This window comes from Burkholderia sp. Nafp2/4-1b, assembly GCF_003635165.1.
Classification (GTDB): domain Bacteria; phylum Pseudomonadota; class Gammaproteobacteria; order Burkholderiales; family Burkholderiaceae; genus Burkholderia.
Genome location: NZ_ML058601.1, coordinates 17,756 through 40,925 on the forward strand (window position 1 = coordinate 17,756; position 23,170 = coordinate 40,925).

General features: G+C 64.7%; 19 protein-coding genes and 1 tRNA gene. 10 read left to right on the forward strand and 10 right to left on the reverse strand.

Features of this window, described 5'->3' with window-relative positions; genetic code table 11:
• Positions 1-347 precede the first annotated feature (347 nt).
• From C7H84_RS36300 to C7H84_RS09595, 5 genes are all read left to right on the forward strand, one after another.
• Positions 348-575 (forward strand): hypothetical protein, encoded by a 228-nt coding sequence (locus C7H84_RS36300; protein WP_162999251.1) that lies wholly within the window; start codon positions 348-350, stop codon positions 573-575.
• Between the two features lie 68 nt (positions 576-643).
• The gene (locus C7H84_RS09580) at positions 644-973 is read left to right on the forward strand and encodes a hypothetical protein (RefSeq protein WP_121858590.1); all 330 of its coding nucleotides are present in this window, start codon (positions 644-646) and stop codon (positions 971-973) included.
• A gap of 38 nt (positions 974-1,011) precedes the next feature.
• A complete protein-coding gene (locus C7H84_RS09585; RefSeq protein WP_121858591.1) occupies positions 1,012-1,848 on the forward strand; it encodes a DUF2303 family protein in 837 nt (278 codons plus the stop codon).
• 204 nt (positions 1,849-2,052) lie between these two features.
• Positions 2,053-3,174: a hypothetical protein gene (locus tag C7H84_RS09590; RefSeq protein ID WP_121858592.1), complete on the forward strand. Its 1,122-nt coding sequence runs from the start codon at positions 2,053-2,055 to the stop codon at positions 3,172-3,174.
• Positions 3,175-3,424: 250 nt separating this feature from the next.
• Positions 3,425-4,414, forward strand: coding sequence for a site-specific integrase (locus C7H84_RS09595; protein WP_121858593.1), 990 nt, complete (start codon positions 3,425-3,427; stop codon positions 4,412-4,414).
• A gap of 89 nt (positions 4,415-4,503) precedes the next feature.
• Here the strand turns inward: C7H84_RS09595 and C7H84_RS09600 are convergent.
• The 7 genes from C7H84_RS09600 to fdnG form a co-directional block, all read right to left on the reverse strand.
• Positions 4,504-4,599: transfer RNA gene (locus C7H84_RS09600), tRNA-Sec, on the reverse strand.
• 51 nt (positions 4,600-4,650) lie between these two features.
• Positions 4,651-6,576 (reverse strand): selenocysteine-specific translation elongation factor, encoded by a 1,926-nt coding sequence (gene selB / locus C7H84_RS09605; RefSeq protein ID WP_121858848.1) that lies wholly within the window; start codon positions 6,574-6,576, stop codon positions 4,651-4,653.
• Positions 6,573-8,012: an L-seryl-tRNA(Sec) selenium transferase gene (gene selA / locus C7H84_RS09610; protein WP_121858594.1), complete on the reverse strand. Its 1,440-nt coding sequence runs from the start codon at positions 8,010-8,012 to the stop codon at positions 6,573-6,575. Before selA ends, selB begins: the two co-directional genes overlap by 4 nt.
• 76 nt (positions 8,013-8,088) lie before the next feature.
• A complete protein-coding gene (gene fdhE, locus C7H84_RS09615) occupies positions 8,089-9,036 on the reverse strand; it encodes a formate dehydrogenase accessory protein FdhE (protein ID WP_205611413.1) in 948 nt (315 codons plus the stop codon).
• Positions 9,037-9,143: 107 nt separating this feature from the next.
• Positions 9,144-9,770 (reverse strand): formate dehydrogenase subunit gamma, encoded by a 627-nt coding sequence (locus C7H84_RS09620; protein WP_121858596.1) that lies wholly within the window; start codon positions 9,768-9,770, stop codon positions 9,144-9,146.
• Entirely contained in the window at positions 9,767-10,681 is a 915-nt protein-coding gene (gene fdxH, locus C7H84_RS09625) for a formate dehydrogenase subunit beta (RefSeq protein WP_121858597.1), read from the reverse strand. Before fdxH ends, C7H84_RS09620 begins: the two co-directional genes overlap by 4 nt.
• A 10-nt stretch (positions 10,682-10,691) precedes the next feature.
• A complete protein-coding gene (gene fdnG, locus C7H84_RS09630; protein ID WP_162999252.1) occupies positions 10,692-13,763 on the reverse strand; it encodes a formate dehydrogenase-N subunit alpha in 3,072 nt (1,023 codons plus the stop codon).
• Between the two features lie 136 nt (positions 13,764-13,899).
• Between fdnG and C7H84_RS09640 the strand changes: the two genes are divergently transcribed.
• The 3 genes from C7H84_RS09640 to C7H84_RS09650 all read left to right on the forward strand — a co-directional run bounded on the left by C7H84_RS09640 (position 13,900) and on the right by C7H84_RS09650 (position 17,437).
• A complete protein-coding gene (locus C7H84_RS09640) occupies positions 13,900-14,832 on the forward strand; it encodes a YihY/virulence factor BrkB family protein (RefSeq protein WP_121858600.1) in 933 nt (310 codons plus the stop codon).
• Between the two features lie 448 nt (positions 14,833-15,280).
• On the forward strand, positions 15,281-16,453 hold the full coding sequence (locus C7H84_RS09645; RefSeq protein ID WP_121858601.1) for a porin: 1,173 nt from the start codon (positions 15,281-15,283) through the stop codon (positions 16,451-16,453).
• A 510-nt stretch (positions 16,454-16,963) separates the two neighbouring features.
• On the forward strand, positions 16,964-17,437 hold the full coding sequence (locus C7H84_RS09650) for a VOC family protein (RefSeq protein WP_121858602.1): 474 nt from the start codon (positions 16,964-16,966) through the stop codon (positions 17,435-17,437).
• Positions 17,438-17,929: 492 nt separating this feature from the next.
• Here C7H84_RS09650 and C7H84_RS09660 read toward each other — a convergent pair whose 3' ends face one another.
• Positions 17,930-18,379 carry an HU family DNA-binding protein gene (locus C7H84_RS09660; RefSeq protein ID WP_121858604.1) on the reverse strand — a complete coding sequence of 150 codons (450 nt, stop codon included), beginning with the start codon at positions 18,377-18,379 and terminating at the stop codon, positions 17,930-17,932.
• Positions 18,380-18,647: 268 nt separating this feature from the next.
• On the opposite strand from C7H84_RS09660, the gene C7H84_RS09670 reads away from it, so the two are divergent.
• Positions 18,648-19,766, forward strand: a complete 1,119-nt coding sequence (locus C7H84_RS09670; protein ID WP_121858606.1) for an acyltransferase — start codon at positions 18,648-18,650, stop codon at positions 19,764-19,766.
• 609 nt (positions 19,767-20,375) lie between these two features.
• Here C7H84_RS09670 and galU read toward each other — a convergent pair.
• Together galU and C7H84_RS36305 are read right to left on the reverse strand one after the other, a co-directional pair.
• Complete coding sequence (galU, locus tag C7H84_RS09680; RefSeq protein WP_121858608.1) at positions 20,376-21,263, reverse strand: UTP--glucose-1-phosphate uridylyltransferase GalU; 888 nt, start codon at positions 21,261-21,263, stop codon at positions 20,376-20,378.
• A gap of 228 nt (positions 21,264-21,491) precedes the next feature.
• On the reverse strand, positions 21,492-21,635 hold the full coding sequence (locus tag C7H84_RS36305) for a hypothetical protein (protein WP_162999253.1): 144 nt from the start codon (positions 21,633-21,635) through the stop codon (positions 21,492-21,494).
• A 212-nt stretch (positions 21,636-21,847) separates the two neighbouring features.
• Between C7H84_RS36305 and C7H84_RS09685 the strand changes: the two genes are divergently transcribed.
• Positions 21,848-23,023 carry an acyltransferase gene (locus C7H84_RS09685; RefSeq protein WP_121858609.1) on the forward strand — a complete coding sequence of 392 codons (1,176 nt, stop codon included), beginning with the start codon at positions 21,848-21,850 and terminating at the stop codon, positions 23,021-23,023.
• Positions 23,024-23,170: the final 147 nt, after the last annotated feature.

Consider the following 23,170-nt stretch of genomic DNA (forward strand, 5'->3'; position numbering starts at 1 on the left):
GTCCGTCCGGGTTTCCTATCGCCCTTCGCGATGAGCCGTCGACGACTTTCATTCTGGGAGGATCACATGCAGGCCCCCTCTGTCAGCAATCTACGTCCCTTCGACTTCGACGATGCGGACTCGATTCCGGTCGGATCAAAGGGGGTGAATCCGATTCATACCCTTGGCGGTGGAACACGTCGAGTCTGGAACCGCCCCGTCTCCGACAACGCCCTCCTCCGATCCTGCGATCGTATCCACGGTCGCGCTGTGCGAGCTTGCGGCGTCACATTCGGGTACGGCGTTGCGATCGGCTGCGCCTGGTTCCTCATCGTCGCTTGCCGCGCAAATTTCTTTGGAGAATTCAGTTGACACCGATCACTGAAGAAGAAGCCCACTATCGAGCACTTGAGCTCCTGCGGACCCAGTTCGATGGAATGCCGCTCGGCGACATTAAGTTCGTCCTGCGCCACGCCGATGCGTGGCTGAACGGTCAGCTCGTCCTCGACTGCTCTACGCAAGAATTTCGGGAAGCTTCCGCACAATGCGCTGATGAGATTAACATTAGCCGACATGGCATAGATTCCCACGCGTAACCGCAGCTTCTCTGCATCACGAGCACCGTTTCATTTGTTATGTAGTCCTTTTCATATTGAGGATATCGATGAAGAAAGCCTTTACCCAAACCCTGATGGAACTGCGCGGCGGCGCCGTCGTGGAAGAAGCAACCAATGAACTGAACACGCTCGTCGCCATGGTTCGCGATACCGGCAAGGGCGGCAAGATCACCCTCACCGTCGAGGTCAAGCCGTTCCCCAAAGTCCAGGACGCGCTCGAGGTCACCGGCAAGATCGTCGCCACCCTGCCACGCGAGAAGGAGACCGCCGAAGTGTTCTTCCCGACCGTCGAAAACAACCTCTCGCGTCACAGCGAGCGTCAAACCGAGCTCCCCGGCATTTCCCTCGCCGACACCCGGTCGGCAGTCAACGGCTGAGCCGTCTTTCATCCATCCCATCACTTTTCAGAGGCACTATGAACCACCTCGATACGATTTCCGGCGAACAGAACATTGCCGCCACCCTCGCCGCTGGCGCAGCCCTTGGCGACATTCGCAGGAGCCCGCTCAGCGATGGCAAGCCGTTCGTGATCGTGCCGGACGGCTATCAAGCCGTCCCTGTCGTCGACACGTTCGAACATCCGCTGCGTGCAAGTGGCACCGTGAGACTGCGTGATTCGAACAGCTTCGTCCGCTACTTCAATCGACAAAAGCGTGCCGAGAGTCTCATCTATGCATCGCTCGATCCGGCCAAGATCCTCGCCGTGATCGACGACCACCGCGCAGCTGGTACCGCACGTGATCACGACGGGGCCAACTGGCGCGCGTATCGCATCGAGTTCGCCGTGCCCGCGTCGCGCGAATGGAAAGTGTGGACCGAGAAGGATCGCCAAGCGCTCAATCAACTCGCCTTCGCGGAGCTCATCGAGGACAACCTGCCTGATATCCAGACGCCGGACGGTTCGACGATGCTGAGCATTGCCCTGAACTTTGAAGCAAGCAAGGAAGGCAATTTCGTGTCGGCCACGCGCCTGCAGGACGGCAGCACCAACTTCGTCTGGAAAGAGGACGTCAATGCGACCGGCAACAAGATCGCGATGCCGTCGCAAATCACGCTCAGCATCCCGGTCTTCGAGAACGGCGCGGCCTATCCGGTGGACGCCCGGATCAAATACCGCGTGAAGGACGGCACGTTGAAGATCTGGTACGAGCTCGTACGCCCGCACAAGGTGCTCGAAGCGGCCTTCCGCGCAATCTGGACACAGATCGAGTCTGAGACGGGCACGAAGATTCTGCTCGGCTCGCCCGAATAACCCCGCATCACCTTTCCCTCAACCTGCACAGGCGGCTGGTACAGCGCCTGCGGTCCCTGGGTGCCCGCACGATGTCGCTGGCACCGGGATCGTGGGGTGCACAAGCTGCACCCCATTCCCAATAGCGTCGGCCGCAACCGCGGGCTCATTCCCGGCCTTATCCCGTCGCCGCGCACCCACGTGGCCCCCCGAGGAACCACCACCATGATCACTCACACCGAAACGAACCGCGCCCATGCGCTCACGCCCAAGCAACCGGGATTCGTGACGACCACACTTTCGCTCATCGGTCTCAGCGCACGATCGCGAATCCGAAAGATATACAAAGCGCTTCGCGCCCTCGTCACCGGATCTCTTGTCGAGCAACCCGCTGTAGCGCCGATCGACGATGCTCCGGAATGGTATTTCCGCGAGGTCCATCCGGGCTGGCCCGAATTCAACAAAGCCAACGTGTTCAGTGACGGACAAGGCGGAGGACAGGCGCCTTATACCAGCACCGCGTCTGAACCCGCAGCAGCCGCGGCCCAGACTGTCGTCGAGCTCGGCGAGCATCATCATGACGCGGCCTACGAATATGCCCTTGCCGGCTGGACAGCGACGATGGCCGCGCTCACTATGCGCAAGTCGATGGAACGGGATTACGCGTCCCAGGTGCACGAATTGATCGCCGGGCTATGGATTAAGCGAGCTGTCGACGGCCGCCCCGAGCTCGAGCGTCGTCTTGCGCTGGTCCGCGAACAGACTGCCACTATTCTGTTCGTCCAACCGGATCAGCGAAAATCGACGTGGCCACCGCTCGAACCCGCCCACCTCGAGTCGATTCTCTCCGCGTACAGCGACGGTTATTCCGAGGCTTACACCGGCGGCAGCTTAGCGAACCGGTTTGCCGAATCGGGATCCCTGGCCGAAGCCTGGCGCAACGGTAGACGTGACGGCACCTGGGCGCGCGAAAGGTGCCGTCCGTTGGCGCCCGGCGAGGACGCGATCCCTTCCCCACGCGCTGTGCCGACGGCCGCCGCACACGATGTCCTCATGGAGCGTCGCCGGCAAATCGAGTTCGAAGGTGTGACATTTGAACGAGACGACGGCTATCAGGACGCAGAGCTGTCTCGTGCCGCAGCGGCCTACGCGCTCAGCGCCAGCGGTTTGAGCAACGCCGTCACGCTCGATTTCTGGCCGTGGATCACGGACTGGTGGAAACCGACAACGCCGCGGCGCGATCTCGTGAAGGCTGGTGCGCTGATTCTCGCAGCGATCGAGCGAATCGACCGTGATGCCGCCCGAACCCAAGCCCACGCAAGGCGAAACGAACCGATATGCCGATGAGCATCTTCGGGGCAGTCGCACTTCCCGAACGCGCTCTTCATTGGCTCAACTCATTTCATAGGCAGACGAATCGCAGCATGAATCTAACGCACGGCAAGCGTGTAAGCGCCAAGGAGGCTGCGGCAATCCTCGGCGTCCCCTATCACCGCATCAGCCGAATCGACCGTGGATGCACGATCATCCAACGCTTTCGATTGGGCCACAGAACGCACGTCTACGATCTCGAATCGCTTTACCAGTATCTCGCATCATGCCAATCGAAACCATCAAAAAAAATGGACGTCGGCGCTTCCGTTGGACGTTCGAACGTGTCATCGAAGGTACGCGCCTTCGCAAAACCAAACTCGTCCCTGCAGGACTTTCTGCGCGCGAAGCTGACGAGTTAGGCCGCAAGTGGGACGCGGAAGTATACGCAAGCGCGACCGGCACCAGAAAGACCGTCGTCACGATCGGAGAGTGCGTCCGGATCCACGTGAACGACAAAAGCGCTCAGTGGAAGGACAAGAAGACCCGTCTGCAAATCTTGACGAAGTACGCGCTCGAGTACGAGGATCAGGACGCCCTTGACCTGTATGAGTGGTCGATAGAGCTCGCGAAATTCATGCGCTCCGGCACCGATCGTCAAGGACGGGCGAAGAAGCCGATGTCCAACGGAACGATTCACAATACCCTGGGCTACATTCGGGCCGCAATAAAGTATGCGCACAAGATCGGAAAATTGGAGTACGACCAGACCGCCAAAATGGTCATCCCGAGGCCGAGCGACGAACGTCACGTGTACAAAGGACGTCGAGAGATGCTGGAAATCGCAAAGCACTGCCAGCACCGCCAGGTCCGAGCGGCGATTCGCGTCGCTTTCTATTCCGGCATGCGCCTGAGCGAGGTTTTGCGCGCCACACCGACCAAGGACGGATTCTCTCTGGGGCTGACGAAAAACGGTCGACCGCGCCTCGTCCCCATCCATCCGCGGATCGCCGTCATCGCGCGCCGAGTGAAATTCACGATCCCGTCATGGAAGGTGAAGGATGAATGGGTTAAGGCACGTCGAAAAGCCGGACACCCCGATCTCCGATTTCACGATCTACGGCACAGCGCGGCCTCAGAAATGATCAACGCCGGCATTGACCTGTACACGGTCGGCGGCGTCCTTGGGCACAAAACGACGACATCAACCAAACGATATGCCCACCTCGTCACCGACAAGTTGGCGGCCGCCGTCAAAAAGATCGGCAGCGCGTAACCCTTCTTGCACGAAACGGGCAGAAAAACCCCACACCCCCGTCACGAAAATCCCTTGATCGGAGCCGCTCAAATTGTCTGAAACCCTTGTGGCGGAAGGCAGCCAGAGTCGAACTGACCCGGGAGTGTCTGACACCCCCAACCGGATTTGAAGTCCAGCCGTACCACCGGATACGAATGCCTTCCGTGGGAAAAAGTCGCAATGGAGCGAGAAAGAGCGAGAAGAACAACGGGCGCCTACGCCTGAATACCCACCCAACCGCTGTCAGGCCGCAGGAAGTGAAGGTCGCGGTAGAAGCGAGTATACCCAACCCGGTCGAAGAACTCGAGAATCTGGATCGCACGCTTGCGTCCGAGCCCGGTCGCGTCGCGGAACGTCGCCGCGTCCAGCCCGCCGCCTCGCGTCGGCGCGAGATGCGCGACCAGCCCGGCCAGCTCGCGCACGACATCGGCGTGATAGAACAGGTCGCGCACGACCTGATGCACGTCGCCGCGCCGCGCGAGCTTGCGCAACAGCGTACGCACCGCTTCCTCGGCCGCACCCGTGTCGCGCGCCAGATCGCGAACCCACGGCGGATCGAAACGCCCGGCATGAATCAGCGGCAGCAGTTGCTGCGCGAGCGCTTCCTCGCGCGCATCGAAACTCACCGAATGTGACGGCAGGTGCAGCCAGGGCCCGCTACGCGCGACTTCCCCGCCTTCCACCAGCGCATCGACCAGCGCGCGCCACAGCGCATCGCCGACGAGCGGCGCCGCCATCCGCCGCAGGCGTGCCGCATCGAGCCCCTGATCGTCCGGCACGCGCTCGTGATACGCACGCAGCGTATCGATCGCCCGCGCCTGCAGCGCATGCCAGTGCGTGCGCGCCATCACCGTGCCGTCGTTCGACCCGCGCTCGCGCTGGCCGATCGCCAGTACATCGGCCGGCAGCGCGAGCGCGTCGGGCGCGTACCCCGTCAGTTGCGTGAGCGTCGCGCGCGCAATGCCGAGCGGCGCCTGCGCGAGCAGCGCATCGACCCGCCCTTCGTCGAGCCATGCCGCGAGCGCATCGAGCCACGCGCGACGCGCGGGCGTGCGGCGCTTGCGCGCGGGACCGAACGGATCGAGCACGCGGCCGCCGCCGACCGTGCGCGTCGCTTGCGCATTGCGGACGATGAAGCGATCGCCCGGCAGCGCGAACACCGGCTCGTCGAACACCAGTTGCACGCGCATCTTCTGCCCGGCGGCCAGCGTGTCGCCGTCGAGCAGCGCGACGTGTGCGACGCGATGCAGCGTGCCGAGATGCACGTGCAGCGGCGCCCAGTGCGTCAGCGTGAGCCCCGCATCGGCCAGCAGCGTCAGATCGACGTCCAGACGCGGCGACGTCGCGACGAGCCGCGCATCCGCCACGGTATCGCCGCGCTCGACGTCCGCCTTGTCGACACCGGCCAGGTTCAGCGCGCAGCGCTCGCCCGCGCGGCCCGCGTCGACCGGCCGGTTCTGCGCATGGATGCTGCGCACGCGCGCCGCGCCGCCGCTCCGCACGATCGCGAGCGTATCGCCGGTGGCCACGCGGCCCGCGAGCGCGGTGCCCGTGACAACGGTGCCCTGCCCGGCAAGCGTGAACACGCGATCGACCGCGAGCCGGAACAGGCCGTCGTCGCGACGCGCACGCCACGCGATCGCCGCCTCGGCCAGGTGCTGCTTCAACGCGGCGACGCCCGGATCGTCGGCAACCGTCGCACGCGTTTCGAAGATCGGCGCGCCGTCGAGCGTCGTGCCGTGCAGCCAGGCGGCAATCTCGCCGCGCACCGCCGCCAGACGTGCGGCGTCGACGCGATCGCACTTCGTCAACGCGATCGCGCCATGCGCGACGCCGAGCAACTGCAGGATCGCGAGATGCTCGCGGGTCTGCGGCATCACGCCGTCGTCGGCGGCGATCACGAGCAGCGCGAAATCGATGCCGCTCGCGCCGGCCGCCATCGTATGAATGAGCTTCTCGTGGCCCGGCACGTCGATCAGGCCAAGCACGTCGCCGTTCTCGAGCGGCGTATACGCATAACCGAGTTCGATCGAGATGCCGCGTGCCTTCTCTTCCTTCAGCCGGTCGGTATCGACGCCCGTCAGCGCCCGCACGAGCGTCGTCTTGCCGTGGTCGATATGCCCTGCGGTACCGACGATCATGCAGCCGGCCCCGCGCTCTGCACGCATTGCGCGACGAAAGCCGCTTCGTCGGCCGCTTCGAGGCAGCGCAGGTCGAGCCGCAGTGCATTGTCGGCGATGCGGCCGATCACCGGGCGCGGCCAGCCACGCAGCCGTTTCTCGAGCTGCGCGAGCGCACGGCCGCCGCGCTTGCCGTCCGGCGTGCGCACGACGAGCCCGGCGCTCGGCAATTGATCGACCGGCAGCGCGCCGCTGCCGATCTGGCTGAACATCGGCTCGACACACACGTCGAAGCCGCTGCCGAGCGCCGCCTGCAGCGCCGGCCGCACGCGCTCGGCGGCGTCGGCGATGTCGCGCTGCGCGCGCGTCAGCAGCCGCAGCGTCGTGAGCCGCTCGCGCAGGAACTCCGGTGCCTGGTAGAGCCGCAGCACGGGTTCGAGCGCGGCGAGCGTCAGCTTGCCGACGCGCAGCGCGCGCTTGAGCGGATGCTTCTTGATCTTCGCAATCAGCGCGCGATCGCCGACGATCAACCCGGCCTGCGGGCCGCCGAGCAGCTTGTCGCCGCTGAACGTGACGAGGTTCGCACCGCCCGCGACGGTTTCCTGCACGGTCGTCTCGCGCGGCAAGCCCCATTGCGACAGATCGGCCAGCGTGCCGCTGCCCAGATCGACCGCGACCGGCAACCCGTGCTCGCGCGCGAGCGGCGCGAGTTCGGCCAGCGTCACTTCCTTCGTGAAGCCGCTGATCGCGTAATTGCTGCAGTGCACCTTCATCAACAGCGCCGTGCGCGGGCCGATCGCGGCCGCGTAGTCGTGCAGATGGGTACGGTTGGTGGTGCCGACCTCGCGCAGCTTCGCCCCCGCGCGGCTCATGATGTCGGGAATGCGGAACGCGCCGCCGATCTCGACCAGTTCGCCGCGCGACACGATCACTTCGCGTTTCGGTGCGAGTGCCGACAGCGCGAGCAACACGGCCGCCGCATTGTTGTTGACGACGGTCGCGGCTTCCGCGCCCGTCAGTTCGCACAGCAGATCGTCGATCAGGTCGTCGCGGTCGCCGCGGCGGCCGGTTGCGAGATCGAATTCGAGGTTGACGGGTTGCGTGAGCGCGTCGACCACCGCGCGCACCGCGTCGTCGGGCAACAGCGCGCGCCCGAGGTTGGTGTGCAGCACGGTGCCCGTCAGGTTGAACACGGCGCGCACGGCGCCTGCGCTCTGCGCGGCCAGCGTGCGCGCGACGGCGGCGGCAATGCGGGGTTCGTCGAGCGGCTCGGCCGCCGACGGATCCTGCTGCGCGACGGTGCGCCAGCGCTCGAGTTCGGCGCGCACCGCGTTCAGCACGCGCGTTCGGCCATAGTCGGCGAGCAGCGGCTGCAGCGGCGCCGACGACAGCACGCGCTCGACCGACGGCACGCGCGCGAGGACAGCATTCAGTTCATTCAAACCCGGTTCGGTCACGTAATGGTGGCTCCGTTTCCATGCGAGGCAGGCAGCCGGCGCGGGCACTCGCGCGCCCGCCACGGGCCGCCTGCCGTCAATTCGCTTCCGCGTCGGCTTCGCGCGACATGTCGGGCCACAGCAGCGGGTTCGGCGAACTGCGCTGGTAGCCGGCTTCGTTCATCAGCAGGTCGAGCGTGAGGCTGGCGAGATCGTCCGCCAGCGGCTCGAACTCGTAGTCCTTGTCCTGGTAGCCGATCTTCCGATAGGTCTTGCACTCCTCGCACGACTCGGCCTTGACGGCTTCGCTGCCGCCCTCGATCCCGTGGTAGGCAATGCCCTTGGTCGAGTCGCAGTGCGAACATTTCGTGCGCACCATGTGCCACTCGGTCGTGCACAGCCCGCACTGCAGGAAACGATAGCCCTGGAACTGGCCGCCGACCCGCACGACGCTCGCGACCGGATGCGTGCCGCACACCGGGCACAGCCCCGGCTGGTCGAGATACGGGACGTCGGCCGGGGCGACGCGGCTCGCGAGATCGGTCCAGACGACCTGCAGCGCGGCCATCAGGAACGGCGCGGTGGCCGGGTCGACTTCGGCGAAGCGCAGCGCGAGGATCGCGTCGGCCTGCGCGTCGAGCTCGGCGGGCGCCATCAGGCGCAGCCGGTCGAGCAGCTTCGCGAGCGACGGGTTGACGAGCCCGGCGCCTTCGACGCGGTCGAGCAGTTCATACAGCACGGCGCGCCAGCGCGCATCGCGCTCGCCGTCGAGCGCCGGCACGAGCGGCATCGAATGTTCCTGCGCGCGGGCGATCGCTTCCTTCGACGGCAGCGGCAGCTCCAGCGTCTGCAGCGTCGCGTGCTGCGCGTCGGCAACCGTCGCCATCAGCCGCAGATAGCCGCTGATGGGGTTCAGATCGGCGAGCTTGCGCAGCCGGGCGGCACGCGCGGCGAACGCGGTGCCGCGCTCCGGCAGGCGAAAGCGCGGAATGGCCGAATGATCGAGCGCCGAGATTTCGGTCGGCTCCAGAATGCGTTGAGTCACGAATATGTCTTCCAAAAAACTAAGCGCCGACGAATCGGCGCTTTCAGGCGATTCCGGCGGTGGCAGAACGATACGCCGCAATCGGCGTACCGCCCTGCTCCAGTGCGCTACTTCACGCTTTCACGGAACCACTTCGGGTGATGCTTGCGGGCCCAGCCCAGCGTGACGGTGCCGCGCACCATCGCGCCGATCGAGCCCTTCACCCACAACGCCGCGTAAATGTGCACGATGATGCTCGCGATCAGCACGAAAGCCGCCACGGCATGCACGACGGCGGCCGCGCGGATCACCCCGATCGGGAAGTAGAACGAGAAGTAGCGTCGCCAGATCACGATTCCCGACAGCAGGAGCAGCAGCAGGCACGCCACCAGCGTGAAGAATAGCAGCTTCTGTCCGGCGTTATAGCGCCCGACCGGCGGCAGCCTGTCTTCACGGTTGGCCACTACGTCGTCGATCTGCCTCAGCCATTGACGGTCGTCCGCGTCGAGCACGTTGTGGTGCCAGAACCGCACCACGAGGATCGCGAACGACACGAACATCACGAGGCCGACGAACGGATGCAGGATCCGCGTCCACTGGCCGCCGCCGAACAGCGCGGTGAGCCAGAACATCGACGGATGGAACAGCGCGAGCCCGGACAGCGCCAGCAGCACGAACGTGATCGCGGTAATCCAATGGTTCGTGCGCTCGTTCGGCGTGTAGCGGACGATCAGGTTGGGGTCGTCGTGGTTCATTTCGCGTCCTCCTTGATGCGTCGCGCCTCGTCGCGAGCGGCAGCTTCCTCGTCGTCGGTGACCTCGTTCGGACCGACCCGCGTGTAGTGGAAGAACCCGGCCAGCGCGGTCAGCGCGAGGCCGGCGACCGCGAGCGGCTTCGCGATGCCCTTCCACAGCTTCACCATCGGGCTGATCGACGGATTGTCGGGCAGCCCGTGATACAGCGACGGTTGGTCCGCGTGGTGCAGCACGTACATCACGTGCGTGCCGCCCACACCTTGCGGGTCGTACAGCCCCGCATGCTCGAAGCCGCGCTCCTTCAGGTCCTCGATCCGCTCGGCCGCGTGCTGCTTCATGTCCTCCTTGGTGCCGAACACGATCGCGCCCGTCGGGCAGGTCTTCACACAGGCCGGTTCCTGCCCGACCGCGACGCGGTCGGAACAGAGCGTGCACTTGTACGCGCGATGATCCTTCTTCGAGATCCGCGGCACGTTGAACGGGCAACCGGTCACGCAATAGCCGCAACCGATGCAGTTCTCCTCGTGGAAATCGACGATCCCGTTGTTGTACTGCACGATCGCGCCCGGCGACGGACACGCCTTCAGGCAACCCGGATCCTCGCAATGCATGCAGCCGTCCTTGCGGATCAGCCACTCGAGGTCGCCGGCCGGGTTTTCGTATTCGGAGAACCGCATCACCGTCCACGAATGTTCCGACAGGTCGGCCGGGTTGTCGTACACGCCGACGTTGGTGCCGACTTCGTCGCGCAGGTCGTTCCACTCCATGCATGCCGTCTGGCACGCCTTGCAGCCGATGCACTTCGATACGTCGATCAGCTTCGCGACGCTCCCGGTCACCGGTTCGCGCGCCGTGGGCGGCGGCGTCGTGGTGGCCGAAACGCGCTTGATATCCAGCGATTGCAATGCCATCTCTTCCCCCTTACGCCTTTTCGACCTTCACCAGGAACGACTTGAATTCCGGTGTGTACGAGTTGCCGTCGCCAACGGACGGAGTCAGGGTATTGGCGAGATAGCCGGGCTTCGCGACACCCTTGAAGCCCCAGTGCAACGGGATGCCGACCGTCTGGACCTTCTTGCCCTCGATCGTCAGCGGCTTGATCCGCTTCGTGACGAGCGCGACCGCGACGATGTAGCCGCGCTTGGACGACACCTTCACGCGATCGCCGTGCGCGACGCCGACTTCCTTCGCGAGGTCTTCGCCGATCTCGACGAATTGCTCGGGCTGGATGATCGCGTTCAGCCGCGCATGCTTGGTCCAGTAGTGGAAGTGCTCGGTGAGCCGGTACGTCGTCGCGACGTGCGGGAACTCCGTCACCTTGCCGAACGACGCGCGGTCGTCCGGGAACACGCGGGCCGCCGGATTGTTCAGCGCCTGCGGGTTGTCCGGATGCAGCGGATTCGCCGCGAGCGGCGTCTCGAACGGCTCGTAGTGCTCGGGGAACGGACCTTCGTTCATCCCCGCGCGGGCGAAGAAGCGCGCGACGCCTTCCGGATTCATGATGAACGGCCCCATCCCGTTTTCGGGCGGCTCGTCCGCCTTGAAGTCCGGAATGTCGGGGCCCTTCCACGCGCTGCCGTTCCAGCCGATCAGCTTGCGGGTCGGGTCGAACGGCTTGCCGCTCACGTCGCACGACGCGCGGTTGTACAGGATCCGCCGGTTGGCCGGCCATGCCCACGCCCAGTTCAGCGTCTGGCCGATGCCGGTCGGGTCGGAGTTGTCGCGCCGGCCCATCTGGTTGCCGGCCTGCGTCCAGGCACCGCAGAAGATCCAGCAGCCGCTCGCGGTCGTGCCGTCGTCCTTCAACTGTGCGAACGCGGCGAGCTGCTCGCCCTTCTTCACGAGCGGCTTGGTCGGATCCTTCGGATCGGGCAAATCGGCGAGGGCGCGCCCGTTGAACTCCATCGCGAGCTCTTCGGGCGTCGGGCTTTCCGGGTTCGCGTACGGCCACGACAGGTTCAGGATCGGATCCGGATACTTGCCGCCGTCCGTCTGGTACATCTTGCGCATGCGCAGGAACAGCCCCGACATGATCTCGAGATCGCTCTTCGCGTCGCCCGGCGGCTCCGCGCCCTTCCAGTGCCACTGCAGCACACGGCTCGAGCTGACGAGCGAGCCGTTTTCCTCCGCGAAACACGTGGTCGGCAGGCGGAACACCTCGGTCTGGATCTTCGACGGATCGACGTCGTTGAAATCGCCGTGCGGCTTCCAGAACTCGGACGTCTCGGTCGCGAGCGGATCCATGATCACGAGCCACTTCAGCTTCGCGAGGGCCGCGGCCGTCTTGACCTTCGACGGCGCCGCCGCGAGCGGGTTGAAGCCCTGGCAAATGTAGCCGTTCATCTTGCCGGCATACATCAGTTCGATCGTCTGCAACAAGTCGTACTGCTTGTCCAGCTTCGGCAGGTAGTCGTACGCCCAGTTGTTCTCGGCGGTCGCGGCATCGCCCCACCACGACTTCATGAAGCTGACGTGGAAAGCCTTGTAGTTTTTCCAGTAGCTCAGCTGGTTCGGGCGCAGCGGCTGCTGCGCGCGCTTCTTGATATAGGCGTCGAAGTCCTGCTCGGCCTGCATCGGCAGCGTCATGTAGCCCGGCAGCAGGTTCGACATCAGCCCGAGGTCGGTCAAGCCCTGGATGTTCGAGTGGCCGCGCAGCGCGTTCATCCCGCCGCCCGCGATGCCGATGTTGCCCAGCAGCAACTGCACCATCGCGCCGGTGCGGATCATCTGCGCGCCGATCGAATGATGGGTCCAGCCGAGCGCGTACAACACCGTGCCGGCGCGGCCGGGAACGGCCGTGCTCGCGAGCATCTCGCACACCTTCAGGAATTTCTCCTTCGGCGTGCCGCACGTCTGCTGGACCATGTCCGGCGTATAGCGCGCGTAGTGCTGCTTCATCAGGTTGTAGACACAGCGCGGATGCTGCAGCGTCGGATCGACCTTCGCGAAGCCGTCGTCGCCGAGCTCGTAGTCCCAGCTCGATTTGTCCGGATACGCGTGTTTCTCCGCGTCGTAGCCGGAATAGATGCCGTCGTTGAACGCGAAATCCTCGCGCACGATGAACGAGAAGTCCGTGTAGTTCTTCACGTACTCATGCTGGATCTTGTCGTTCGTCAGCAGATAGTTGATGACGCCGCCCAGGAAGACGATGTCGGTGCCGGTGCGGATCGGCGCGTAGTAATCGGCCACCGAGGCCGTACGCGTGAAGCGCGGGTCGACGACGATCAGCCGCGCCTTGCGGTGCGCCTTCGCCTCCGTTACCCACTTGAAACCGCACGGATGGGCCTCGGCTGCATTGCCGCCCATCACGAGAATCACGTCCGCGTTCTTGATGTCGACCCAATGGTTCGTCATCGCTCCACGGCCAAACGTCGGGGCAAGACCTGCCACCGTCGGGCCATGTCAGACACGCGCCTGATTGTCGAATGCGAGCATTCCGAGGCTGCGGACAGCCTTGTGCGTCAGGTAACCGACTTCATTGCTGCCGGCCGATGCGGCCAGCATGCCGGTGGTCAGCCAGCGGTTGACCTTCGCGCCGTCTTCCGCCGTCTCGACGAAGTTCGCGTCGCGGTCGGCCTTCATCAGCTTCGCGATCCGGTCGAGCGCGTCGGCCCAAGAAATGCTCTGCCACTTGTCCGAACCCGGCGCACGATACTCGGGATGCGTCAGACGATTCGGGCTGTGGATGAAGTCGATCAGGCTCGCGCCCTTCGGGCACAGCGTGCCGCGATTGACAGGGTGGTCGGGATCGCCCTCGATGTGGATGATGCTCGGTTTCGCGTTCTTCGCGCCGTCACCGAGGCTATACATCAGGATGCCGCAACCGACTGAACAGTATGGACAGGTGTTGCGCGTTTCGACTGTGCGCGCCAGCTTGTACTGTCGGACTTCGGCGAGTGCTTCGGTCGGAGAAAAGCCCAGCAGGGCAAGACTCGATCCGGCAAGCGACGTGGCCGTCACCTTCAGGAACTGGCGCCGGGACATTTGTAGCATGATGGTCTCGGCATTATGGGGTGGGGTGCAACTGAAAGAATTATAGACACCCGTCGCAACTATGATGAAATCTTCGGATCAATACTGATTTGCCTGATTCCCCGAGGTCCGGCGATCAGCACGTTATCGAACCGTCATGAAACGACCGATCACTTCCGAGGCCACGCGCCTCGCGCAACAGCAGGCCAATTGGGCACTCGACGCATTCAAGCGCTTCGCTTCCGACCGCTGCTCGGCGATGGCCGCGAGCATCGCGTTCTTCTCGGCGTTCTCGCTCGCGCCGATGCTCGTGATGGTGATCGCGGTGGCCGGGTGGTTCTACGGCGACGAGGCCGCACGCGGCCAGCTATTCGAGCAGGCCCACCAGTTGATCGGTGACGACGCCGCGGCCAGCATCCAGACGATCGTGCAGAACGCGCATCGCGCCGGCCAGAGCGGCGGCATCGCCACGTTGATCTCGTTCGCCGCGCTCGCGCTCGGCGCATCGGCGACCTTCGCATCGCTGAACACGGCACTGAGCGTGATCTGGCCGAGCACGGAAAACCGCTGGTCGAGCATGTTCGGGCTCGTGCGCGTGCGGCTGATTTCATTCGGGCTCGTGCTCGGCGTCGCGTTCCTGCTGATCGTGTCGCTCGTGCTCGATACCGCGATCACGTTCATCGGCACGTGGCTGCTCGGCAATTCGCCGTATGTCGCGATCACCAACGTGCTGCAGTTCGTCGTCGGCATCGCGGTGCTCGCCGGTGCATTCGCCGTGCTGATGAAGTTCCTGCCCGACGCGCACGTCGCGTGGCACGACGCGGCGATCGGCGGGATCGTGTCCGCGATCCTGTTCTCCGGCGGCAAGAAACTGTTCGCGCTGTATCTCGCGCGTGCGGGCACCGCCAGCGCGTTCGGCGCGGCCGGATCGTTCGCGGTGCTGCTGATGTGGCTGTACTTCTCGGCGGCCGTGCTGCTGCTCGGCGCGGAATTCGCGGCCGCGCGCGGCGATGCGCATCGCCGCGCCCGCAATCTTGCAGCGATGCCCGCGCCGACGAGCCACGCGGCCGATCGAACGCGCGACAACTGATTCGGCGCGCGCGGCTGCATCGGCATCGGCATCCGCACCCGCGGCCGCGCATCGCATCCGCCGGATCGCGCTCTACGCGACCGCTTTCCGTTTCGCAACCCCGCCGCCGCCCGCACGTTCGCGCGTGTTGATGCGTTGCTAACATCGGCGCGCGCGGCGGCTTGCAACGGCAAACGTTTGCTCACCTCGATTTCCGCACGCCCACCGGCGAAAACGGCCCGACTGTTGCCGAGTGCATCGAGCATTGCAACAATCGCAGCGCAGCACTTGTCAACTATTTCAAAAAGAGGAACAGTCCGTGATGTGCTTGATATAGAAGGACTTTTTTCCGCTGTTACCTTTTCGAGACACTTTATTTTTTACGCTTTCTTGCATGTATGGCACTGAGCTATTCTCCAATCCGCAACAAATAACGAATGCCGAATCATTTGCGCGGAGATACTCAACGATGAAGAAACTCGCACTCTCGACCCTCTCGCTCGCCCTGCTGGGCGCCGCTGGTGCTGCTCACGCTCAGTCGAGCGTCACGCTGTACGGCGTGCTCGATACGTCGATCGCCTTTGTCCATGGCAACAACGGTCAAGCCATCAACTCGTGGCAAATGCTGTCCGGTAACCTGCAAGGCCCGCGCTGGGGCTTGAAGGGTTCGGAAGACCTCGGTGGCGGCCTGAAGGCAATCTTCCAGGTGGAAAACGGTTTTGACGTCGGCACGGGCAAGCTCAACCAGGGCGGCCGCATGTTCGGTCGTCAGTCGTACGTCGGCCTGGACCACGCTCAGTACGGTACGCTGACGTTGGGTCGCCAGTACGATCCGTCCGTCGACCTGGTTCAGGCGGTGACGGGCGACAACTATTTCGGCAGCATCATGGCCACGCCGGGTGACGTCGACAACAACGACAACAGCATCCGCGTCAGCAACGCAGTCAAGTATGTGTCGCCGGTCTTCGCAGGCTTCCAGGTCGAAGGCATGTACGCGCTGGGCGGCGTGGCGGGCCATCCGGGCCAAGGCCAGACGTGGAGCGCGGCAGCAGCCTACAACAACGGCCCGATCGGCGTCGCCGCGAGCTACTTGCGCGTGCAGAACGGCAGCGATCGCACGATCGCTTCGAACGGCACGGGCGGCTGGTCGAGCCCGACGGCAACCGGCCTCGACGTGTCGAACAACCCGATCGTCGGCGCATACGCAACGGCGAAGGCGATCAACATCGCCCAGGTCGCTGCCCAGTACGGGATCGGCCCGGTGACGTTCGGCCTCGGCTACAGCAACTCGCAGTACAAGGCGGACGGCCTGTCGGCATTCGGCACGACCGAGAAGTTCAACACCGGCCGCGCATTCGTGAACTACCAGGCATCGCCGGCACTGCTGCTGGGCCTTGGCTACGCGTACACGAAGGCGAACGGCGATACGGACGCGAAGTACCACCAAGTTGGCGTCGCCGCGGACTACTCGCTGTCGAAGCGCACGGACGTCTACCTGATCGGCGGCTACCAGCACGCGAGCGGCACGCAACGCGTCAACGCCACGACGACGCAAACGGCGCAAGCCTCGATCGGCTCGTACGGCTACGGCGGCACGAAGTCGCAAGAGCTGGTCGCACTCGGCATCCGTCACAAGTTCTAAGAAGTACGTTCCCGGTGTGCATGGCGTCTCCGACGCCATGTCGCCGAACTGCAAAACCAGTCATCGGTTTCGGCCGTGGCTGGTTTTTTTTCGTCCGTTGCCGGCAGCGCTGCGGCCGGCGATGGCCGTGGTCGGCAACGACCGCGTACGGTAACCGGTCGGAGACGGCTCCCGGGACGCCTGTCGCACGCAGGAAGCCCGTTTGAAGGCCTCCCGGCCACCCGTGCAGCCCTCGCTCCAACCCGCGTCGAACAGGCCGCTGTAGCCCCTCGTTGTAGCCCCCTCGCTGAAGCCCCTCGTTGACGCCCCACTCGCTGAGAGCCGTCCCAACGTCGCGACGGACAACACGCCGCGCGCGTCGTCGAGCGCGGCACCAATACGCCGACATTTCGATACGAAACACCTATGCTTCGACGTGTCGATTTCGACAACCTTCATCCGTCGTATCGATGGCGGCATCCCGATTGCACCGCCGTCACCGATACCCCGACACCCGACAGGAGACGCTCCATGACGATTCAGAAGATCACGCCGTTCCTCTGGTACGCGACGGAAGCCGAAGAAGCCGCGGCCTTCTATGCAGGCATTTTCCCGAACTCGCGCATCGTGCGCGTCACCGCGGTCGCGGGCACCGACGGCACGCGGATGGTCGAATTCGAACTGTTCGGGCAGCCGTTCATCGCGATGAGCCACCCGCGCACCGAAACGTTCAACCATGCGATCTCGCTGATGATCAGTTGCGCCGACCAGGCGGAACTCGACCGCTACTGGAGCGCGCTGCTCGACAACGGCGGCACGGCCGACGGTTGCGGCTGGCTGCGCGACCGCTTCGGCGTCTCGTGGCAGATCGTGCCGGACGCGCTGATCCCGATGATGGCCGACCGCGACGAGATCAAGGCCGCGCGCGTGGCCGCGGCGATGATGCAGATGACGAAGTTCGACGTCGCCGCGCTGAAGGCCGCATACGCGGGCACGGCCGGCTGACGAAAGCACGGGCGCCGTGCGCTCTTCGCGGGGGCGTCGGCAAGGTCGCGGGACGCGCCGGGTCAGGTAGCGCGCGGCTGCGTGGTTCGACCCGGTGCACGAACGGGCGGCACGTGCGATTGCATCGCGGAACGATGCAATCGCACGTGGCAACGCTGCCGTTCAGCGCAACGGTGCACGTCCCGCGCGCGACCCGCGAAACGCGAATCGCGCGATCTCCGCGACCCGGGCGCGACACGGTTGACCGACGCAACGCAGTGCGCAACGCGTCGCGAAGCAAGGTGTCGCGCCGGCACGAACGCGGCGATCCGGCCACGCGGGCAAATAGTCCGCAGCGACGGATGCGCATCGCGTCACGCGGCGTGCGCGCCGCACGACGTCGTCGCCGCGCGATCGGCGCGGCGAAATAAAAATCCCCGCACGCTTTCGCGTGCGGGGATCGTCGGACTTCGCAACGGCCGCCGACATGCATTCGGCAGCCGTCACGCGGCATTACGCAGCCGCGTCCTTCAGCTTCTTCAGCGCACGTGCCTTCACGCGCACGCTGGCCGGCTTCGCCGGGAACCAGCGCTCTTCGCCCGTGAACGGATCCTTGCCGAAGCGCTTCTTCTTCGCCGGCACGACTTGCGCCGAGATCTTCAGCAGGCCCGGCAGCGTGAACTCGCCTGCGCCCTTCTTGTGAACCGAGCCCAGCACGACGTTCTCGAGTGCGGCGAGCACTGCCTTGACCGCCTTCACTTCGACAGCTGCGCGCTCAGCGATGTGCGTTGCGAGCGATGCCTTCGTGAACTTGTCCTTCAGCGGCGTCGGAGCAGCCGGTGCTGCCTTCGCGACAGCCTTCTTGGCCACTACTTTCTTCGCGGGCGCAGCCTTTTTGGCAGCCACTTTCTTGGTGGCCGGTGCGGCAGCCTTCTTGGCCACCTTTTTTGCGGAAGTCGCCATGTTTCTCCTACCAGGTGTGGTCGTTGGATACACGAAGCGTGCAACGCGCGCGCTTCAACGCCGGATTCTACAAGCGCCGTGACGCTTCGTGGAGTACTTTTATGCGTTTTCGCGGGGTTTCCCGCAGGTTTTGTTGCTCTCGACCGACTTCGCTGACGCTCGAGCATCGAAAAACGCCGTTACGTATACGTCCAAACGCGTGCGCTCGCGAATTACGTTCGATATTTGCGCACCTATACTGACCTCGCTCTGTGCCCCGGATGCCTTCATGCGCGAAGTCAGATACGTCAAAGGACTCGACGGCCTGCGAGCCATCGCCGTCATCCTCGTTTTCCTGTCCCACAAGGGCCACGTCCTCGCTGTCGACGTGGGCAAGCTCGGTGTGTGGACGTTTTTCTTCATCAGCGGATTCCTGATCGTCGGCGAACTGCATCGCAACCGTCAGGCGATCGAATGCAGCACGATGACGCGCCGCCATGCGCTCGCGTTGTTCCTCGCGAAGCGCGCGCTGCGGATCTTTCCCGTCTACTACCTGCTGCTCGCCGCGCTGGCAATCGCGCATGCGCTGTTCTACCAGCGCGGCGTCAATCTCGGGCTCGCGTGGCACGCCGCGTTCCTGTCGAATTACTGGATCGGTGTCGTCAAGGACGGCTGGCCGGGCTCCACGTCGCACTTCTGGAGCCTCGCGGTCGAGCAGCAGTTCTATCTGATCGCGCCGCTCACGCTGCTCGCGGTGCCGGCCGCGCGCCACGTCGCGCTCGGCGTCGCGGCCGTCGTGTTGTGCGCGCTCGCGCATCTCGCGCTGTACGCGCTCGACGCATCGCCGGTGCTGATCTACGCGTTTTCCCCGTGGAATTTCGCGCTGATCGCGCTCGGCGGTGTCGGCGCGATGGCGCTCGCCGATCGCGGGCCGGCCGTCATCCGCCGCATTCCGCCCGGCTGGCTCGGCGCCGCCGGCGTGGTGTTCTTCCTCGCGCTGCCCGCGTTCACGACGCTGCCGGATATCGTCACGGGGCTCGCGGATCTCGGGCTGTCCGCGTCGCTCGGCGCGCTGATGCTGTGGATCGTCACCGAGCCCGATCATCCGGCCGTGACGCTGCTCGACTGGGCGCCGCTCGTCTATCTCGGCACGATCAGCTACGGGTTCTACCTGTTCCACAACCTGATTCCGGCACGTTTCGGCGAGATGCCCGCGCTGTTCGCGCACGTGCCGGTGCCGGGCGTCGTCCGGGAAGCGCTGCCCGAAGTGCTGCAGTTCGCGCTCGCCGTGCTGCTCGCGCATCTGTCGTGGCGCTATCTGGAGAAGCGCCTGCTCGACTTCAAGAAGCCGATCGCCGCGATGCTGGCGCGCTACTTCGTCGCGCCGCCGAGCACGTCGCCGCGCTGAGCGCGGCATCGGGATCGCAGCCGATCGCAGCCGCACCGCAGCCGGGGAATCTGCGACGGGGCGCCGGCGACGCCCTGCACCGAATCGATGCGGCCGCCCGCGCTGCCCCCTTTGAAAACGCACGTGACGTCGGCGGGTGAAAGCTTCCCTGAAGCATCGGCGGCGCGGCGCGTCGTCGACGTTCGTTGCGAGCCGATGCGCTGATCCGGCAACGACCGCTGCTATCGCGGCACGCAATGCAACCGTCGCTCGTCAGACTGCATGCAACCGGCACATCGGCACCGGTTTCATCGCCACGACTTCCATCCGCCTGCATACCGCATCCGCACCGCGCTCCGCGCTCGAAGGCGGAGCCCCGCCCCGCGGCACACCCGCGTCGCCGGAGTCGTACCGGTAGGCTTCCGCCAGCGCAACATCGCGCGACCCGCTCGAACCCGGCGCGCCGCCAGGCGGCACACCCGCATCGCCGCAGCCGCACGGGTATGCTCACGCCCAGCGCAACATCGCCGGTTTCCGCCCGCCCCGCACACACGCAAAAAAGCCCCGGCGCAGAAGCGGCCGGGGCCAACGGAACAACCACCACCTGAAACAGCGGAGCAGCGCAGCTGCTTATGCGACAGCAGCCAGCGCGGGCAGGCAGGTACGCAGGTACGCCTCGAATTCGCGGCTCACTTCCGGGTGCTGGAGCGCGAGTTCGACGGTCGCCTTGAGATAACCGATCTTGCTGCCGCAATCGAAACGCGTGCCGTAGTAGCGATACGCGAGCACCTGTTCGTTCGCCAGCAGCGACTGGACGGCGTCGGTCAGCTGCAGTTCGCCGCCTGCGCCCGGCTTGAGCCGGCGCAGGTGATCGAAGATCGTCGGCATGAACACGTAGCGGCCGACCACGCCGAGGTTCGACGGCGCGTCTTCCGGCGCCGGCTTCTCGATGATGCCGGACAGCTTGATGATGTCCTCTTCCCACTCGCGGCCTTCGACGACGCCGTACGAGCGGCTGTCTTCGCGCGGGATCGTCTCGACCCCGATCACCGAGCTGTGATAGTGATCGAACACGTCGACGAGCTGCTTGAGCACCGGCTGCTCGCCGTGCAGCAGGTCGTCGGCGAGGATCACCGCGAACGGCTCGCCGTGCACGAGCTTTTCGGCGCACAACACCGCATGGCCGAGACCGAGCGCTTCGGGCTGGCGCACGTAGAAGCAGTTCACGTGGCTCGGCTTGATGCCGCGCACGAGCTCGAGCAGCTTTTCCTTGCCGCGCGCCTCGAGTTCGGCCTCGATCTCGTACGACTTGTCGAAGTGATCCTCGATCGCGCGCTTGCTGCGCCCGGTCACGAAGATCATCTCGGTGATACCGGCGTTGATCGCTTCCTCGACCGCGTACTGGATCAGTGGCTTGTCGACGACCGGCAGCATTTCCTTCGGGCTCGCCTTCGTTGCCGGGAGGAATCGCGTGCCGAGACCGGCGACCGGGAACACGGCCTTGGTGACTTTCAACATGTTCGCATCCTGATTGCGTTGACTGCGCCGCGTCGCCCAGCGACCCGGCGCGATTGTTTTCCGAACGGCATATCGAGAATCGACGGTACGGCCAATTCCACTCCGCTCATTTCCGATATGGACCGATTGCCCAGGTTTCCGGAAAAGGGATAATCCGCGAATCCGGTCGATATTGCCGAACCCATTGCCGAAGCAGAAACAAATTACCGATTTTCCGGATACAAATTCTTACGATTCGAATTCCTCGATATACGGGACGCCGCCCCGCTCGAGACCAGGGCGAATCGGCTCGTTGTTCAGCGCCTCCCGGTACGCCGACAGCACGGCCATGACCAGCAGGACTGCTGCGCTCGCGATCCAATGCATGTCCATCTTGCGCTCCTTGCATCAATCAACTGGAGCTTCAAATTATCAGAAAAAAATCGGCAAATAATTGTGGCGCCGACGAAACTGCTTTCGGACAGATATCGAACCACTATCCGAAATACCGTTATTCCGCGGCGTGATTTTTTTATTGATTCGCTCGAATTCTTGCGCATTACGATTGGACCATCCCCTTCATCCGTCGCAAGGAATCGAATCGCATGCAAACTTTCAGCGGATCGTCTTTGACCGCGCCGCCCGTCGCCGACCACAAGGAACACGTGATCGACGCGATGCGCGGGTTCGCGGCGCTGCTCGTCGCCTATTTCCACTGCCGCCAGGTCGTGTGGGTCGGCATGCAGAGCTTCCATCAGGCTTACGGTCATGCACTGACTCCGAGCGCGATCGCCGGCTACCTGACCTTCCCGTTCGCGTGGGGATCCGCCGGCGTGCCGATCTTCTTCGTGATCAGCGGCTACTGCATCCACCGCAACGCGGCGTTGAAGCTCGCGGCCAATCCGGCGTACCGGCTCGATGCGCCGAACTTCTGGGCGCGCCGCTTCGCGCGCATCTATCCGGTGCTGCTCGCCGCGCTGCTGTTCACGCTCGCGATGGATGCGGTCAGCCTGCAGATCGCGCCGGTCAGCCACAAGATCCGCGACGTCGGCATGACCGCGTTCCTCGTGAACCTGTTCTCGCTGCAGGGCGTCGCCGGCTACACGTACGGGTCGAACGGCGCGCTGTGGACGCTGTCGCTCGAAGTGCAGTTCTACGCGATCTATCCGCTGCTGTTCGCGCTGCGCCGGCGCATCGGGATGCCGGCGATCGTGGCGGTCGTCGCGCTCGTCAACGTCGCGTCGGCGTGGCTGCTCGAACGGCATGACCTGCAGTTCTTCACGTCGTACTGGCTGTCCTGGACGATCGGCGCGTGGATCGCCGACGTGCGTGCGCAGCCCGCGCGCGACCCGGCCGCCGTGCCGTCGCGCGCGTGGTACGGCGCGGCCGCCGTGCTGCTGGCCGCGGGTTGCGGCGCGTTCCATTTCGGCCAGTACGGCGCGTTCCAGCTTTGGGCGGCCGGCTTTGCGTGCTTCCTGTACCGTGCGCTCGCGTGTCCGCCGCGTCCGACGCTGATCTCGCGCGTGCTCGGCTGGTTCGGCGACTTCAGCTACTCGCTGTACCTCGTTCACCTGCCGCTGTTCGTCTGCCTCGGCTCGGTGCTGTTCCATTCCGAACTGCAGCTGTCGATCTGGCCGTCGATCGCGTTCATGGCCGCCGCGATTCCGGTCGCCTACGTGTTCTACCGGCTGTTCGAACGCCCGGCGATGATGTGGTCGGCGAGCCTGAAGCCGGCGCGCCCGGCCCGCGTCGTCGCGACGACGCCCGAACGGGCGGCCTGAGCGGGCTGTTCCGGCTGTTCCCGCTGTTGTTTTCTGGCCCCCGTGCGACGTTAGATTGCGCGGGGGCTTTTCATGCGCCGAGCGGCGCATGAAAACTCGATCACGTGCGGAGATGTGACAGGCGCGCCGATTCGACGCCTGTCAGCC